This window comes from Jannaschia pagri, assembly GCF_019655435.1.
GTDB lineage: Bacteria > Pseudomonadota > Alphaproteobacteria > Rhodobacterales > Rhodobacteraceae > Jannaschia > Jannaschia pagri.
The window spans coordinates 137,105-153,155 of the sequence record NZ_BPFH01000001.1 but is presented as its reverse complement, the minus strand read 5'-3'; the positions used below and the strand labels follow the sequence as shown (position 1 = coordinate 153,155).

General features: G+C 64.3%; 18 protein-coding genes. 11 read left to right on the top strand and 7 right to left on the bottom strand.

Annotation, left to right across the window (positions count from 1 at the left end; all coding sequences use genetic code 11):
* Nucleotides 1-21 precede the first annotated feature (21 nt).
* Nucleotides 22-663 (bottom strand): CAP domain-containing protein, encoded by a 642-nt coding sequence (locus tag K5R33_RS00720; protein WP_220747055.1) that lies wholly within the window; start codon nt 661-663, stop codon nt 22-24.
* Between the two features lie 256 nt (nt 664-919).
* Between K5R33_RS00720 and K5R33_RS00715 the strand changes: the two genes are divergently transcribed.
* A complete protein-coding gene (locus tag K5R33_RS00715; protein WP_373314117.1) occupies nt 920-2,188 on the top strand; it encodes a lipoprotein-releasing ABC transporter permease subunit in 1,269 nt (422 codons plus the stop codon).
* Nucleotides 2,181-2,855 carry an ABC transporter ATP-binding protein gene (locus K5R33_RS00710; protein ID WP_220747053.1) on the top strand — a complete coding sequence of 225 codons (675 nt, stop codon included), beginning with the start codon at nt 2,181-2,183 and terminating at the stop codon, nt 2,853-2,855. Before K5R33_RS00715 ends, K5R33_RS00710 begins: the two co-directional genes overlap by 8 nt.
* Before the next feature lie 51 nt (nt 2,856-2,906).
* On the opposite strand, the gene K5R33_RS00705 is transcribed toward K5R33_RS00710, so the two are convergent.
* A complete protein-coding gene (locus K5R33_RS00705) occupies nt 2,907-3,848 on the bottom strand; it encodes an alpha/beta fold hydrolase (protein WP_308442976.1) in 942 nt (313 codons plus the stop codon).
* Nucleotides 3,849-3,853: 5 nt separating this feature from the next.
* Complete coding sequence (locus tag K5R33_RS00700; RefSeq protein ID WP_220747052.1) at nt 3,854-4,138, bottom strand: SCP2 sterol-binding domain-containing protein; 285 nt, start codon at nt 4,136-4,138, stop codon at nt 3,854-3,856.
* Nucleotides 4,139-4,189: 51 nt separating this feature from the next.
* Here K5R33_RS00700 and K5R33_RS00695 point away from each other — a divergent pair, with 51 nt between their 5' ends.
* From K5R33_RS00695 to K5R33_RS00675, 5 genes are all read left to right on the top strand, one after another.
* Nucleotides 4,190-4,762 carry a tetratricopeptide repeat protein gene (locus tag K5R33_RS00695; protein ID WP_255576107.1) on the top strand — a complete coding sequence of 191 codons (573 nt, stop codon included), beginning with the start codon at nt 4,190-4,192 and terminating at the stop codon, nt 4,760-4,762.
* Between the two features lie 10 nt (nt 4,763-4,772).
* Nucleotides 4,773-7,610, top strand: a complete 2,838-nt coding sequence (locus K5R33_RS00690; protein ID WP_220747051.1) for a helicase-related protein — start codon at nt 4,773-4,775, stop codon at nt 7,608-7,610.
* Nucleotides 7,607-7,960, top strand: a complete 354-nt coding sequence (locus K5R33_RS00685) for an RNA-binding S4 domain-containing protein (RefSeq protein ID WP_220747050.1) — start codon at nt 7,607-7,609, stop codon at nt 7,958-7,960. Before K5R33_RS00690 ends, K5R33_RS00685 begins: the two co-directional genes overlap by 4 nt.
* Nucleotides 7,961-8,132: 172 nt before the next feature.
* Complete coding sequence (gene fdxA / locus K5R33_RS00680; RefSeq protein ID WP_220747049.1) at nt 8,133-8,468, top strand: ferredoxin FdxA; 336 nt, start codon at nt 8,133-8,135, stop codon at nt 8,466-8,468.
* A 239-nt stretch (nt 8,469-8,707) separates the two neighbouring features.
* Nucleotides 8,708-9,211, top strand: coding sequence for a CarD family transcriptional regulator (locus K5R33_RS00675; RefSeq protein ID WP_220747048.1), 504 nt, complete (start codon nt 8,708-8,710; stop codon nt 9,209-9,211).
* A gap of 6 nt (nt 9,212-9,217) precedes the next feature.
* Here the strand turns inward: K5R33_RS00675 and K5R33_RS00670 are convergent, their stop codons facing one another.
* Nucleotides 9,218-9,613, bottom strand: a complete 396-nt coding sequence (locus K5R33_RS00670) for a metallopeptidase family protein (RefSeq protein WP_220747047.1) — start codon at nt 9,611-9,613, stop codon at nt 9,218-9,220.
* Nucleotides 9,613-10,215: a VOC family protein gene (locus tag K5R33_RS00665; protein WP_220747046.1), complete on the bottom strand. Its 603-nt coding sequence runs from the start codon at nt 10,213-10,215 to the stop codon at nt 9,613-9,615. Before K5R33_RS00665 ends, K5R33_RS00670 begins: the two co-directional genes overlap by 1 nt.
* Here K5R33_RS00665 and K5R33_RS00660 point away from each other — a divergent pair.
* Nucleotides 10,214-10,783 (top strand): 5-formyltetrahydrofolate cyclo-ligase, encoded by a 570-nt coding sequence (locus K5R33_RS00660; protein ID WP_220747045.1) that lies wholly within the window; start codon nt 10,214-10,216, stop codon nt 10,781-10,783. The two genes, K5R33_RS00665 and K5R33_RS00660, sit on opposite strands and share 2 nt — an antisense overlap.
* 44 nt (nt 10,784-10,827) lie before the next feature.
* On the top strand, nt 10,828-11,520 hold the full coding sequence (gene rpe, locus K5R33_RS00655) for a ribulose-phosphate 3-epimerase (protein WP_220747044.1): 693 nt from the start codon (nt 10,828-10,830) through the stop codon (nt 11,518-11,520).
* Nucleotides 11,521-12,664: 1,144 nt separating this feature from the next.
* Here rpe and K5R33_RS00650 read toward each other — a convergent pair.
* Entirely contained in the window at nt 12,665-13,663 is a 999-nt protein-coding gene (locus K5R33_RS00650) for a Gfo/Idh/MocA family protein (protein ID WP_220747043.1), read from the bottom strand.
* On the bottom strand, nt 13,660-14,727 hold the full coding sequence (locus tag K5R33_RS00645; RefSeq protein WP_220747042.1) for an isocitrate/isopropylmalate dehydrogenase family protein: 1,068 nt from the start codon (nt 14,725-14,727) through the stop codon (nt 13,660-13,662). Before K5R33_RS00645 ends, K5R33_RS00650 begins: the two co-directional genes overlap by 4 nt.
* A 60-nt stretch (nt 14,728-14,787) precedes the next feature.
* Between K5R33_RS00645 and K5R33_RS00640 the strand changes: the two genes are divergently transcribed.
* Nucleotides 14,788-15,075, top strand: a complete 288-nt coding sequence (locus K5R33_RS00640) for a putative quinol monooxygenase (protein WP_220747041.1) — start codon at nt 14,788-14,790, stop codon at nt 15,073-15,075.
* Nucleotides 15,072-15,872 (top strand): N-acyl homoserine lactonase family protein, encoded by an 801-nt coding sequence (locus tag K5R33_RS00635; protein ID WP_220747040.1) that lies wholly within the window; start codon nt 15,072-15,074, stop codon nt 15,870-15,872. The genes K5R33_RS00640 and K5R33_RS00635 overlap by 4 nt, the downstream gene beginning before the upstream one ends.
* Nucleotides 15,873-16,051: the final 179 nt, after the last annotated feature.

The window sequence follows — 16,051 nt, the reverse complement described above, 5'->3', positions numbered from 1 at the left end:
CGGGCGCAGGCGCGGCTTAGATCACGGCGCGCCGGTCTCCGGCGGGCGCCCTGTCGGGTCTGGCACCTTGCCGAACCAGACGTGCCACGCGTGATCGTAGGGACTCCGGACGCTCCCGCCGCCGACATATCCGATGCCAATGGCGCGCCAGGTGGACTTCGACCAAATGCCTGTGTTCTCGATCACTGCACGGTGCCCCGGTGACGACAGCCAACCGGCCAGCGCTTCCTCCGGCGTGCGGTAGCCCGCGCCCGAAATCTCGAACCCGGACCAACAGTACCCGGTGCCCAGCCTCGCAGGCGTCTGCCACATCAGCCGCGCGTTGCGATGATCGCCGAAGTAGTCGACATCCGACCAGGAATGCAGGTTCGTCCCTGGCGCCAAGCCCTTGGGAAACAGATTGAAAATCTGGTCGCCCGCATGGCGTCCCGCGACAGCGGTCAAGGCGCGCGACACCGGAATGTCCGGCAGGCCCAGACCGGCACGATGGGCGGAGATCAGCTCGAGCAACCGCCGCTCCGTCGGCGAAAGGGCGTCTTGGCCGGAGGGCTGCGTATAATCGAACGTTAGGCCCGCCGGGACACCGCCTGTTGCGATCAGATCGGCGGTCTGAATGTCGCAGCCCGGAGCAGACAGGGGCGCGGTCGCGCTTGTGGTCGTCACGCGGACCCTTGGGCCGCAGGCGGCGACCGCGAGAACGCACAGACAAAGCAGACAGTGCACTGGAGAGGGGAGGGGCATTGGCGGTCCGGGGGCAAAGGGCAAGGGCGGCGGCGAAGATCTTCTTGCTTTCCTGACGGGACGGACGGCATCCGGCAAGCTTTTCCCGCGTCAACGGGACGCGACTTGACCCTCCTGCCAATAGTCCGCACCTAAGGCCCGCCGAAGGTCCATTTTTCGGCGAAAAATGGAGCCGCCCATGTTCAAACGCTACGAGATGATGATCGCCTGGCGCTATCTGCGGGCGCGCCGGTCCGAGGGCGGGATCAGCGTTATGACGTGGATCAGCCTCGTGGGGATCGCGCTGGCGGTCTTTGCGTTGATCGCAACGCTCGCTGTGCGGTCCGGATTTCGCTACGAGTTCGTGGACACCATTGTCGGCGCCAACCCCCATATCACCGTGCTCAGCTATGGCGAGGTTCTGCCCAATGGCGGTCTGACCCGCACCCTGGCCGAGTACGATGCCGTGGCCGCCGCCGTGGCCCAGGCCGAGGGCGTCGAAAGCGCCGTACCCGTGGTGACGGGCCAGGTCATGGCCACGGCCCAGGGCCGAAACGCGGGCGTTCAGGTCATCGGGATGCGGCAAGCCGATGTGGCCGCCATCCCGCGCATCGCCCAGCCCGAAGAGGCGCGGGGCAGCCTGGATGACTACGCCGAAGGGATCGCCATCGGCTCCGGCGTGGCGCGCAGTTTGGGCGTGGACGTGGGGGATCGCGTTCGCCTGATCTCACCCGATGGGGTCAAGACGGCCTTCGGAACAAGCCCACGGATCAAGGCCTACCCGGTGGTCTTCGTGTTCCAGGTGGGCCGCTATGACATTGATTCAACGCGCGTCTATATGCCGTTTGCCGAGGCGCAGACCTATTTCAACCGCACGGGCGTGGCCGATGCGGTCCACGTCGCCGTGGATGACCCCGAGGCCATTTCTCGCTACGCGCCCGGCATCACGCTGGCCGCTGGCGAGGATACCTACCTCTGGACCTGGCAGGACGCGTCGGGTGCCTTCCTGCGGGCCTTGCAGATGGAGGACAACATCATGTTCGTCATCCTCTCGATCCTGGTGCTGATCGCGACGCTCAATATCACCTCGGGCCTTGTCATGCTGGTCAAAAATAAGGGCCGCGACATCGGGATCCTACGCACCATGGGGCTGTCCGAGGGCACGATCTTGCGGGTCTTCTTCCTGTGCGGGGCCTCCATCGGGGTCGTAGGTACCGGGATCGGAGTGATCCTGGGCTGCCTGTTCGCCATCTATATCGACCCGATCTTCAACGCGGTGAACGCGCTTGCGGGCGGCGGTGTCTGGGACCCGTCGATCCGCTACATCAGTGCGCTGCCCGCGCGGTTGGAACTTTCCGACGTCATCTCGGCGGTGGCCCTGTCGCTCAGCCTGTCCTTCGTGGTGACGATCTTCCCGGCACGCCGTGCGGCGCGCATGAACCCGGTGGAGGCGCTGCGCTATGAATGACGCCCTGCGCTTAGACGGGATCCAAAAAGGGTATCACCTTGGGAAGCCCAATGAGATTCGTGTCTTGACCGGTGTCGACCTGCACGTAGCACCTGGCGAGGTCTGTGCCTTGGTCGCGCCCTCGGGGGCCGGTAAATCCACTCTGCTCCATATCGCCGGGCTGTTGGATACGCCGGATGCGGGCCGCGTGACCGTTGCTGGGGACGATCTGACGGGGCAGGGGGACCGGGCCCGAACCCGCGCCCGGCGTCAGCGCATCGGCTTCGTCTATCAGTTCCACCATCTGTTGCCCGAGTTCACCGCGACCGAGAACATCGTGCTGCCTCAACTGGCGAATGGCGAAAGCCCGGAGGCCGCGCGCCAACGGGCCGAAGACCTGCTCAATCGCGTGGGCCTGTCCCATCGCCTAACCCATCGCCCCGCTGAGATGTCGGGCGGCGAACAACAGCGCGTCGCCTTTTGCCGGGCCTTGGCCAATGGCCCGGCGCTGTTGCTGGCCGATGAGCCGACGGGGAACCTCGACCCGGGCACCTCTGATACGGTTTTTGACGCGCTTATGGGATTGGTGCGGGAGACGGGGATGGGCGCGCTGATCGCGACCCATAACCTGGACCTGGCGGCGCGCATGGATCGCACGGTTCGCCTGGAGGCGGGGCGCCTGGTCTGACGCGCGCCCTGACTGGCCCCACGGGCGGGCGATGGGCAGGACGGTCGGCTCCTACCCCTCAAAATGCGCGATGATGTCCCGGTAAAGCGCGCCGCGCAGGTCGGTGCCCTCCATCAGCGCTTCGTGCCGGGCGCCTTCGACCATCCGCAACCGCGCGCCCGGCCAAGACGCTAGACGCACTTGGATCGCGTCGGGGTCAACGATGCCTTCGTCGCTGCCAAGCAGGGTCAGGCACGGCGTGTCAGGGGCCGCTTGTCGGGCCAAGCCGTGCATCTCTCGCAGGGCTGCCCAGAGCCACCCGAGCGACGGGCCCCCCAGGGCCAAATCGGGGTGCCGCACCACTTGCCGCTGCATCCAGGCGAACATATCCGGATCCGTGGTCAACAGGTTCCCGTCAAACGGCGCCGCTGCGGGGTCCGCCACCTTGCCAGACCGCGGCGTGTCCCGTTCCCCGAGGCCAATAGCCGACCCCAGCGATGACACCGTCCAGGCCACCGCGCGCAAATGCGGTGGCAGCGGCAGCCCCCACATGGGTGCGGAGAACGCGGCACGCGCAAAGACTTGGCGCTCCATCAAGCTCCGCAAGCCGATCAGGCCGCCCATGGAGTGCGCCAACAGGTGCCAAGGTCGAGGCAGACCCAGGCTGCGGGCATGGGCCAACATGGCATCCACATCGCGCTGAAAGTCGCGGAAATCCTTCACGTGGCCGATTTTGCGGTCATGGGCCGGGCGTTCGGTCAGGCCCTGACCCCGCCAGTCAATGGCCAGCGCGGCATAGCCCGCGTCAGCCAGATGCTGCGCCGCATCGGAGTACTTCTCAACGTATTCGGTCCGCCCTGGAAACAGAAACACCGTCCCCCGGCTGCCCTCGGGCCACACGCCGACGCGGATACGGATTCCGTCGGGTGCGGACAGCCACACGGCATGGCCGCCCGCGGGCCCGCAAGCGACGTCTTCGTAATAGGGCGCGGTGTCGGCCCGCAGTTCAGCCAAGGCGTTCAGGACAGGGCCCCGCCAAGCTTCATGGCGACGCCCATATCGCCGTCCACCGTCAGCTTGCCCGACATGAACGCACCGGTCGGGTTCACGTCCCCGTCCAGGATCCCTTTGAAGGTCTCTGCATCGGCGGTCATGGTGCACTCGGCCTCTTCATCGGCCGCCCGGACGCCGTCGCTGTCGATCATGATCGCGCCTTCGTCCTCGATCACGAACTTGACGCTGCTATCGAAGCTGCCAATCTTTGCGCTAAGCTGTGTGACGGCTTCGGAGATGATGTCGCTCATAGGGTCCTCGGGACATTGGCCGCCCAGGCGGCAGGAAGGGATGGCACTAAGATGATTGACCTGCGCGCAGCCTTCAACTGTCTCGTGGCGGGCATTGCCCTTTCTTACGCGACGTCTTTGCCCGCGCAGGAGATCGCCCGCGATGCCGAGACCCTGCTCAATCGCCTTGGAACCCTGACCGCCGAAGAGGACGCGGGCGAGGCCCAGCGTCTGGCCGCCGAAATTCAGGAACGTTGGACCCATTCGGGCAGTGCGGCCATGGACCTGTTGCTGCGCCGGGGCCGAGACGCCATGGACGACGAGGATTGGCCCCGTGCCATTGCCCATCTGACGGCGTTGACCGACCATGCGCCGGACTTCGCCGAAGGCTGGAACCTGCGCGCCACGGCGTTTTTCATGGCCGACCGGTATGGCCCCGCGATTTCGGATATCGAGCAGGTGCTGATCCTGGAGCCACGGCATTTCGGGGCGCTCGCGGGCCTGGGCATCATCCTCGAGCAATTGGGCGAATCAGAGGGCGCGCTCATGGCCTTTCGCCGCGCCCAACAGGTGTTTCCCGCCGAAGAGAACGTGAACGCCGCCATCGAGCGGTTGGAGCGTGAGACGGGCGAACGCACGCTCTGAAAGGACCCCGATGGACAGGCCCAAGGGCAGGGTGACGGCGGTCCTTGGGCCGACGAACACCGGCAAGACCCATTACGCGTTGGAACGGATGCTGGCCCATCGGACGGGTGTGATCGGCCTACCGCTGCGTCTGCTGGCGCGGGAAGTCTATGATAAGCTGGTCGCCGCGCGCGGCCCCTCGGTCGTGGCTTTGGTCACCGGCGAAGAACGGATCGTGCCGCCGCGCGCCGCCTATTGGGTCTGCACTGTTGAGGCGATGCCCCAAGGGATGGGCGCCGATTTCGTGGCCATCGACGAGGTGCAGCTTTGCGCTGACCCCGAGCGGGGCCATGTCTTCACCGACCGCCTGCTCAATATGCGCGGCTTGCAAGAGACGCTGTTCATGGGCGCCGACACCATGCGCCCCGCCATCGCCCAGCTTGTGCCAGAGGCCCATTTTGCCCGGCGAGAGCGATTCAGCGAGCTTACCTACACAGGCTCAAAAAAGATCAGCAGAATGCCCGGGCGGACGGCCATCGTCGGGTTTTCGGTCGATAACGTCTATGCCATCGCGGAGTTGCTGCGCCGCCAAAAGGGCGGCGCCGCCGTCGTGATGGGCGCGCTCAGCCCCCGCACGCGCAACGCCCAGGTCGCCATGTACCAAAACGGCGATGTGGATTACCTGGTGGCCACCGATGCCATCGGGATGGGCCTGAACCTCGATATCCGCCACGTGGCGTTTTCGGCCACCTCCAAGTTCGACGGGCGGCGGATGCGCCCGCTGATGCCCCATGAGTTGGCCCAGATCGCGGGCCGTGCTGGTCGCCACACCCAGCCCGGCACCTTCGGCGTCACAGGCGAAGCATCGCCCTTGGACGATGGTCTGGTTGAGGCGATCCAGGAGCACCGCTTCAAGCCCATCGACCGCCTGATGTGGCGGAATGACCGGTTGGAGTTCGGCAGTGCCGAAGCGCTCATCGCGTCGTTGGAGGCCCCGGCGCCCGAGATGATCCTGACCCGGGGGCGAGAGGCGGACGACGTGCAATCGCTCAAGACCCTCAATCAGCTGGAAAGCGTTGCCTCTCGGCTGAAAGACGCCCGCGACGTGCGTCTGCTGTGGGACGTCTGTCGCATCCCCGATTTTCAAGGCATCAGCCACGGCGAACATACCACGATGCTCGCGCGGATCTTTGACTTCCTCCACGATCGCGGTCGGGTCGATCACGATTGGTTCGCCCGGCAGATCAAACGGATCGACAAGACCCAAGGGGATATCGACACAATCTCGAAACGTCTGGCGTATATCCGCACCTGGACCTATGTCGCGCAACGCAAGGGCTGGGTGGATAACGAAGACCATTGGCGCGAGGCCACGCGGGCGGTAGAAGACCGCCTGTCGGATGCGCTCCACCAGGCGCTGACAAACCGGTTCGTCGACAGGCGGACAAGCGTGCTGCTGCGGCGGCTGAAGATGAAGGAGGGCCTGTTGGCCGACATCAACGACAAGGGCGAGGTGATCGTCGAGGGCGAGACGCTGGGCCGTCTCGAAGGCTTCCGCTTCCACCAGACGGGCACTACGACGCCGGACGAGGCCAAGACAGTGCGTCAGGCCGCCACCCAGGCGCTGCGTCCTGAATTTCATCTGCGCGCCGACCGCTTTTACAACGCCCCCGACACCGAGATGGATTTCACCGAGCAGGGGGGCCTCATGTGGGGCGACCAGGCCGTCGGCAAGCTGGTGAAGGGCCCCGAGATCCTGAAGCCCGCCGTCGAGGCCTTTGTCGACGATGAGGCCGGACCGGAGGTGATGCAGAAAGTCACCCGCCGCCTGCAACACTTCATCGACCGTAAGGTCGCCGCCGGGTTTGAGCCGCTGCTCGCCATGTCCCGCGACGAGGCGGTCACAGGATTGGCCCGTGGCTTCGCCTTCCGCCTGCTGGAGGCCGTCGGGGTTCTGCCCCGCTCCGAGGTGGCAACCGAGGTGAAAGAGCTGGACCAAGAGGCGCGGGGCCAGTTGCGCAAGCACGGCGTGCGATTTGGTCAGTTCACGGTGTTCCAGCAGTTGCTGCTCAAGCCCGCGCCGACACGTCTGCGCCTGGTTCTGTGGTCGCTCTGGCGGGATCTGGCCGAGTTCCCCGAAAGCCCACCGCCCGGTTTGGTGACCGTGCCCGCCGTCGAAGGAGCGCCCCAGGGCTACTACACCATGGCGGGCTATCGCCTGTCCGGCGCCCGCGCGATCCGCATCGATATGCTGGAACGGCTCGCCGACCTAATCCGGGGCGCTGACAGTCGCGGTGGGTTCGAGGCAACGCCCGATATGCTCTCGATCACTGGCATGACCTTGGAGCAATTCGCCGATCTGATGGGCGGGCTGGGCTATAAGGCTGAAAAGGGGGAGCGCGCCAAGGCCAAGCCCGAGGCGAAAGAGGTGGAGGCCAAAGCGCCCGAGGCCTCCGACGCGCCCGCAGATACGACCGATGAGGCCGCCGCGACGCCCCCCGTCGAAGAGGCCGCGAAGGCCGATGAGACACTTGTCCCAGAGGCGCCAGTCTCAGCGGAGATCCCCGTCGCCGAGGACGCGCCCGCCACCGAAGAGGCCCCCGAGGTCGAGGTCTTCTACACCTTCACCTGGGCCCCCCGTCGACAAAACAACCGTGGACCCCGCCGCGACGGTCAGGGCGACCGTGGCAAGCGCAAGGGCGGCGGTAAGCAAGGCGGCCAGGGCAAACAGGGCGGCCCCCAGGGCAAGCGCGGCGGCGGCAAGGGCGGCGACCGTGGGCCAAAGACCTACGAAGCGAAGCCCAAGCGCGACAAGCCCATCGACCCGGACAACCCCTTCGCCGCGCTGGCCGCGCTCAAGAACCAGTGACGGAGCCTGTCGCCCGTGGGCGGCTGGACAAATGGCTGTGGCATGCGCGGTTTTTCAAAACGCGCAGCCTGGCCGCCCGGGTGATCGCCGACGGGCAGGTGCGCGTGAACGGCGCGCGCGTGACAAAGCCCGCGCAGACCATCTGCGCAGGGGACCGCCTGACCTTCCCCACCGGCAGCCGAATCCGCGTGATTGAGGTTGTGGGCCTGCTGGATCGTCGCGGCCCCGCGCCCGAGGCCCAGGCGGCCTATATCGACGAAAGCCCAAAGCCCGTGCCCCGCGTCGGGCCGCGTCCGACCGGACGGGACCGCCGCCGGTTGGATGCCGACCGCGACCTCTCGGACATGTGAACACGACGCCGCATGGGCCTTGTGATCCCTCCGGGGGGCGTACACCTGTCTGTACAGGGTGTGACGGGGCGTTATGCCCCACACTCGAGCACACCCCGGTTCTTTGGTCGCGTCTTGAACCTGTGGGACCAGGCGGCTACTGACCCTGCAGAATCGCACTGAGGACTGACCCATGACCTATGTCGTCACCGACAATTGCATCGCTTGCAAATACACCGACTGCGTCGAGGTCTGCCCCGTTGATTGCTTTTACGAGGGGGAGAACATGCTCGTGATCCACCCGGATGAATGCATCGACTGCGGCGTGTGTGAACCCGAGTGCCCCGCCGACGCCATCCGCCCGGATACGGAGCCGGACATGGATAAGTGGGTGGAATTCAACCGGAAATACTCCGAAAGCTGGCCGGTCATCATCACCAAGAAAGATCCGCTTCCCGAGGCGGAGGAGATGGACGGCAAGCCCGATAAGATGGAGCTGTTCTCCGAGACGGCGGGCGAAGGCGGCTGACACAGCGACCAGACCGAAACCTCCGTGATGGGTCAACGACCGTGACGCTTTCATAACGGCGGTTTTTATGCTATTGTTACGAAGCCTCACAGAAATGCGGGGCATGTTCTGCCACTGAGGGCTGTCCGCGTTTTGGACAGGCCGATCAATCTAGCGTAGCTGCTCGGGCCCCGGGGTGACTTGGGGTCGGGGTTTTTGCCGCCTCATGTCAGGTAGCCTGCGTCACCGAGAGGAAGTCCATGTCGAAGAAGCCTGAATTTAGCCCCAACGATTTCGTCGTCTACCCGGCCCATGGCGTGGGCCAGATCGTATCGATTGAAAAGCAAGAGGTTGCCGGGCTGGAGCTAGAGCTATTCGTCATCAATTTCGTCAAGGATAAGATGACGTTGCGCGTCCCGACCCACAAGGCGACCGATGTTGGCATGCGGTCCTTGTCGTCCCCGGACGTAGTGACCAAGGCCATGGCAACGCTTAAGGGCAAGGCCCGTGTGAAGCGCGCCATGTGGTCCCGTCGAGCGCAGGAGTATGAGGCCAAGATCAACTCCGGCGATTTGATCGCCATCGCCGAAGTGGTCCGCGACCTGCACCGCAACGATGAGCAGCGCGAGCAGAGCTATTCCGAGCGTCAACTCTACGAAGCCGCGCTCGACCGGCTGACCCGTGAACTGGCGGCCGTGAATGACATGGACGAGGATGGCGCGCTGAAGGCCGTTGATGAAATCCTGATGTCGCGCGCCGCCTGAGTCAGGCTATTCCCACCATCGGTCGATGCGGGCGATGTCCGCATCGGACCACCCAAAGTGATGGGCGAATTCATGCACCGTCACATGGGCCACCAGATCTCGCAACGCCACGTCACCGCGCGCCGCCCACTCGTCTAGGATCGGTCGTCTGAATAGGGTGATCCGCGAGGGAGACTCCGGCTGGTCGACGGAGCGCTCCGTCAAGGCCACGCCCTCGTAAACGCCGGTCAGATCGTAGGCGTTCTCGATCTCCATGTCGTCCAGCATTTCATCGTCTGGCCAATCCGTGACTGACAGAAGAACTTCTGCGGCAAGGCTCTGAAAAGGTTCAGGAAAGTGGGACCGTGTTTCCTCGGCCCATGCCAACAAAACGCTTTCGGTCGGTGCTATGCCATCCGCCATCATCGGAGGCTGCGAATCCCGTGTGGCGTCTCCAGTTGCGCTGTGATGGACCTCTTCCCCGGCAGGATCTCAATCCGCGCGTCCGACGTCAGTTCCGCCAAGGTGCTGGCAAGGTGATCCGCTTCGGGATGGCAAAGGGTCAGCTTCGTCAGGCGAAGACCGGCGTCCTCAAAATCCGGCGGCCCCACATCCCACTGAATAAACGCAGGAAAAATCCCATCGAAGGGCAGATTCCCGTCCTCGGGGACGGCCATCCGCCACCGATACGCGCCACGCGCGAAGGAAAGGATATGGCCCGCGCCCGGAAACCTGCGGACCAATCCATCCAGATCGGTCGTCCGCAAAACCCAGTTGCTGAGACGCGGTTGTCCTTGGCGGGCATCCAGATCGTACCAGCGTGTGCAGTCCGGGGCTGGGGCGTCAGGATCGATTGCGATGACCTCCATGTACTCGGCCGGTCCCAGCCCAGACAAACGATTGTGCGTCGACATTCGCGCGTGTGTGCCCCCAGGCCCCATGGTATGCCCCGTCTGCGCCTCGACATGGGCGCAGCCCTCGGCCAGCGTGTCGGCGGAGATGACGAGATGATCGAAGGTTTCCATGGCACCGGACGCTAGGCTTGCCGAAGAAAAGGCGCAACTGCGCAAGCGATGCCTTGCCGCGCGGGACGGGGCGTCTGATGTGGCGCGGGCTGCGGCGGGGGCACGGCTCTATGCGCGGCTCATGGGACTTAGGGGGAAGACGATTGCGGGCTATCTGCCCATCGGCTCCGAGGCGGACCCTCGGGCGACCATGCGTACGCTGTCCCGTGACAATGAGATTTGTGTGCCGGTCGTGACGGCCAAAGGCGCGCCCCTGCGGTTCCGGCAATGGACCCCCGGGTGTGCCCTTGAGGAGGGGCCCTTTCGCGTGCCTGTCCCGGTGGAGGGTGGCTGGCGCGTCCCGGATGTGCTGATCGTGCCGCTTGTGGGCTTTGACGGCGACGGCGGGCGCCTGGGCTACGGAGGCGGGTTCTATGACCGAACCTTGGCTGGGTTGGGCGATGTGCTGATCGTTGGCCTCGCCGTCGAGGCGCAGCGCCTGCCGCGCATCCCACGGGAGCCAACGGACATCGTCTTGCCCTGGATCGTGACGGAGCGCGGGGTTTTCGGCGCCGCCACCAAAGGGTAAGGCTCGCGCCAAAGCCTATCCCGAACGATCCCCAGAGGTGTGCCATGACCGCGTTCGACCGCTCGATCAAGATTGCCCCGTCCATCCTTGCGGCGGACTTCGCCAACTTTGGCGCGGAATGTGCCGCCGTCGAAGGGCAGGGCGCAGATTGGATTCATGTGGATGTGATGGACGGACATTTCGTCCCCAACATCAGCTTCGGCGCTGCCACCTGCGCTGCCATCCGACCCCACATAAAGGGGGTTATGGATGTGCACCTGATGATCTCGCCTGTGGATCCGTTCCTGGACGGCTTCATCGCGGCGGGGGCGGATGTGATCACAGCCCATGTCGAGGCCGGGCCGCATATCCACCGGACGGTTCAAGCGATCCGTGCGGGAGGTGTCCGGGCGGGGGTTGCGCTCAACCCCGGTACCCCTGCCGAGGCTGTCCGCGGTTTGTTGGATGAGATCGACCTGGTGTGTGTCATGACCGTAAACCCTGGGTTCGGCGGGCAGGCCTTCATCGAAAGCCAAGTCACCAAGATCCAGCAGTTGCGAGAAATGATCGGGGACCGGCCCGTGCATATTGAAGTGGACGGTGGTGTCGATGCCCGAACCGCGCCCCTCGTTGCGGCGGCTGGGGCGGATGTGCTCGTGGCAGGCTCAGCGGTGTTTCGCGGGGGAACTGCGGCGGCGCCCGAGGTGTATGGAGAGAACATCCGCAGGATCCGTACGGTCGCAGAGGCTGCGATCTGACAGTCGGGCAGGTCTTCGGGCGGGCTTCTAAAACAGTCCTCAGGTGACCGTTAACGTGTCGTGTTCAACCGGGGATGGCTCATTGCAAGCGCCAGGTGAACCAAGGGCTCTTGCCTGTGTGCGACGCCGGGCCGTCCCGTTTCAACGGACGTTAACCGCCCGTCCACCTGGGGGATAAACCACAGCCTAGATGTGTGGAGGGGCAGCGGTATGCGGCCCTTTTGCGCGGCTGAAAGTCCTTCGCTGTTTGTTGAACTCGCGAGCGCACCACATGATCCATCGCACTGGATCGCGTCACAGCCAGGAATGATCGGCACCAGTCGCGTTCCACTCGGCGAGAGCAGTCTTTCAGCGAGGGCAACGGCCGCACGGTGGTGCAAAGGGCGCCGTTGTCCAAAGGGGTTTGCGCCCCGGCCCCCTCAATTCATTGGAGGCCGGAGCGCTTGGTCTACCGTCCATCATGCGACGCATCGCACTTGGAAAGCTTGTGGTGCGGCAAGCCTGCACCCCGCGATGTCCAACAGTCCTCGACCGCCACTCGGACAACGCGGAATTGACGAGCAACACGCGCCAGTCGCGCCCAATCTCTATCCTCGGAGAGGTGATCCACCGTGCCCGATCCATGTGGAGGGCGGTGCGCACACACCGGGATGATGCCTAAACCAAATACGGGATCATCCAGGTCTCAGATCCTTGCCAGGATCAGACCGCTTGTGTGGTAGCTGGGGAGGAACACGTCGCGACGACAGAGATCTTCGGCGAGATTGGATCAGAAGCGCATGGTGTCACAGTCCGTCACGGCAGATGGCAACACCTTGCAGCCGTCTCTTTCCACATTGGCCTCAGACTGTACTGGAAGCAGGCCAATCCCAAGCAAAGCCATCAAAAGGGTGAGAAGCGTTACGCTCGCACCCCAGGGACGTCCTAGCGCGCGCTGATCCCTTATATCGTCTTTCATCCGATCCCTCACGTTCCTCATGTTTCACATGTCGGCCAGCCCAACGGAACAGGGGGGGAACATGGCCTGTGCCAGATCTTGCCCCTTCCTGCGCCCCTACAACCTATGGTGGCGTGATCGGTATGAACGTGATTTGCAAACAAGGCATTAACAGCCTGCGGGATGCGCTGCCGTTTTGACGCTAATTCACGGCAAAACCGGCAGGCGCGTGCCGGCGGCGCTGGCGGCGTAGACGGTTTCCACGAGGCTCAGGACGTCGAGATAGCTGCGGGCAGAGGTTTCGGCCGCGACTTCCCCTTGCACGGCCTGGACCACATGGGACTGAAACCCATGGACGCAGTCTCCGGCAAAGCCGGGCCAGTCCCGGCCCTCAAGGATGACGTCACCACCGGCGTCACCTTTGCGACGCAAGGTGACCTGGCCGGTTCCGACCAGAGAAAGGGTCCCCTCCGTCCCCTCCAGCAGCGATTCGCCGAAAGTGCGGCGGGGCGTGTCGGTGTCAAAGTCCAGCAGCCGATTGCCATCGAACAGCGCGCGCGCGCCGTTGGCATAGTCAAACAAAACATGGCCTGCATCTTCGCCGCGAATGGCCGGGTTCAGACGCCGCAGATCCGCATAGACACCCTGGGGACGCCCCAGAAGGTAGCGAAAAACATCGACGTAATGGACGCCCGTTTCATGGATCAACAGGCGTGGCATTGTCTGGAAGTACGGCTGTCGCGCGAGGTACGCCTCCGGCCCCTGACCATCCCCCGTCCGAAGGCGGAAGGTCAGGTTGAGTGGTGTGCCGATCTGACCCGCATCCAGCGCCTGTTTCATGCTGCGGAACCAGGGCTGAAACCGGAAATTTTCGTGCACGATCAGCGGGACCGCCGCGGCCTCGGCCTCGGCGGTGACGGCCTGGGCCTCCTCCATGGAGGTGCAGAAAGGTTTTTGGCAGATGATCGCGCGTAGCCCATGTGGGAGGGCCGCGCGGATAGCGGCTGCATGGGTCGGAGGGGGTGTGGCGATGTCCAAAAGGTCGATCCCATGACCGAGCAGGGCCTCGAGAGACGCATATGTAGCCCCCGTTTCGGGGTTCGCGTCCGCTGTCGCCGCCAATGTTGCGCCATCGATCCGGCCCCAGGCTTCGCGGTGGAACTGTGCGAAGTATCCCAGCCCCAGCAGGCCCACGCGCAACGTCATAGGCGGGCTATCACGGCATGGGCTGCCCCTTGGGTGTCGAGCGTGCCGCCCAGGTCACCCGTCGTTTCGCCCGCCGCGAGGCACGCATCGACGGCGGCTTGAACCCGTGCCGCATCGGCCACCATTGCCGGAATCCCTTGTCGGCGGCCCAGCCAGTCCAGCATCATGCCCGCTGACAGGATCATGGCGAAAGGGTTCGCGATGCCCTGACCGGCGATGTCAGGCGCGCTGCCGTGGCAAGGCTGGAACAGCGCATGGTCGTCCCCGATGTCGGCGGAGGGCGCCATGCCAAGACCGCCCATCAAACCGGCGCCCAGGTCCGACAGGATGTCCCCGAACATGTTTTCGGTGACCATGACGTCCCAGTCCCAAGGCTTCTGCACCATGTAGAGCGCCATGGCATCCACATAGGCATGGTCCGCAGTCAGCTCTGGGTGATCCTTGGCGATCCCATCAAAGATCTCGCGCCAGAACGCAAAGGCGCGGAAGACATTGGCCTTGTCGACGCTGGTGACGCGGCCCGGGTGGCCCCCCGCGCGACGGGCCTCGGCCAAATCGAAGGTGAAGCGGCAGACCTTTTCCGTGGTGGCACGGGTGATGCGCAGGGTTTCTTCGGCCATATCGTCGGTGACGGTGCCTTTGCCCTGGGTGTGAAACAGCCCCTCGGTCGATTCGCGGATCAGGACAAAATCAATCGTGCGTCCCTCCGGCAGGGCGAGCGGCGTCCGCATGCCCGGCACCACGCGGACGGGGCGCACCCCGGCATAGAGGTCCAGCGCGATCCGAATGTCGATCTGGGGCGTCATCTCGGTCCCATCGGGAAATCGCACCGCCGGGTCACCCAAGGCGGACAGCAGGATGGCATCCGCCCGCCGCGCCGTGTCCAGCGACGCCTCAGGCAGGTCGCTGCCGCAGTCCAGATAGCTGGCCGCACCGGCGGGGCAGTCGTGCCATACAAAGTCGTAGTCGCTGGACAGACCCGACAGGAGCGTCAGGGTAGGGGCCATGATTTCGGGGCCGATGCCGTCACCGTTGAAAACGGCGATCTCGAACGTCTTGGGCAATTGCGCTCCTCCGGTGAGTGTGCATTAATGAATACACAAACAGATACAGGAATGCCAGTCATGTTCGCAGTCGTTGTCACGATCACGGTTCATCCGGGCCAAATGCCGGTGTTCATGGCCGCGATGTTGGAAAACGCCGCCGCCTCACGGGCCGAGCCTGCCTGCCAGCGGTTCGATGTGGCGACCGACCCGGCGCGGACCGATGAGGTCTTCCTCTATGAAATCTACGATGATGCTGCGGGTTTCGATGCCCATCGGGAGATGCCCCACTACAAGGTGTTTGACGCAGCCGTTGCGCCTTTGGTGCAGTCCAAGGACGTCAGAACCTATTCGGTGGTCGACGCATGAGCGAGTGGGAGGTCTTCGCCCTCCGCTATGCGGAACGGAATGCCCGCACGCGGGGTGATAGCTTCATCTTCGACGACCATGCGTGCGCGCCCCACGGGATGGACTACTATCTGTGGCTGTTGCGCCGTGGGGCAGAGGTCATCCTGGTGGACACGGGCTATGACGCAGCCGAAGGGGCAGCGCGCAATCGGCCGATCCTCACCGATCCCCGGGAGGCCTTGGCGCCTTTTGGGCTGACGGCGGAGCACATTCAAACGGTGATCGTCACCCACCTGCATTATGACCATGCGGGTGGGCTTCACCTGTTTCCAAACGCGCACCTGCATCTGCAAGCCGCCGAGATGGCCTATGCGACTGGTCCCTGCATGTGTCACGATACGCTCCGGATGCCCTTTACCGGTGACCACATCTGTGAGGCGGTGCAGCGGCTCTACTCTGGACGGCTGACGTTCCACGACGGCGACGGTCAAGTGGCGGAGGGTGTGACCGTTCACCGTGTCGGCGGTCATTCGAAGGGATTGCAGGTCGTGCGTGTGCGGACGAGCGTCGGCTGGTTGTGTTTGGCGTCGGATGCGACCCACTACTACGAGAATTTTTTGGCGGCGAAACCCTTCCCGATCGTGACGGACGTGGCCGAGATGCTGGACGGGTTCGCGACGATTCAGTCGCTGGCCTCGGCCCCCGGTCTTGTTGTGCCTGGACACGACCCGATTGTGCGGCAAGTGTTCCCCCGGGAACACGCCGAGGCCTGGCGCCTGTCTTCAGGCTTGATTGGTCAGGTGCCGTCCTATGATTAACAAACGCGGATTGGTTTGGGAGAGCCGGTTCGCCCTACCCAATACTGCGTAGAGCCTTAAAAAATTGGGGTCTGATAACGCTAACGGAGGTTGTGAAGGGGGTAATTCGCGCTAGTACCGAGGCGCCGAAATCGGTAAGGAAACTTTACCAGACGACCACGGGAGCGGTCGTCGCGGGC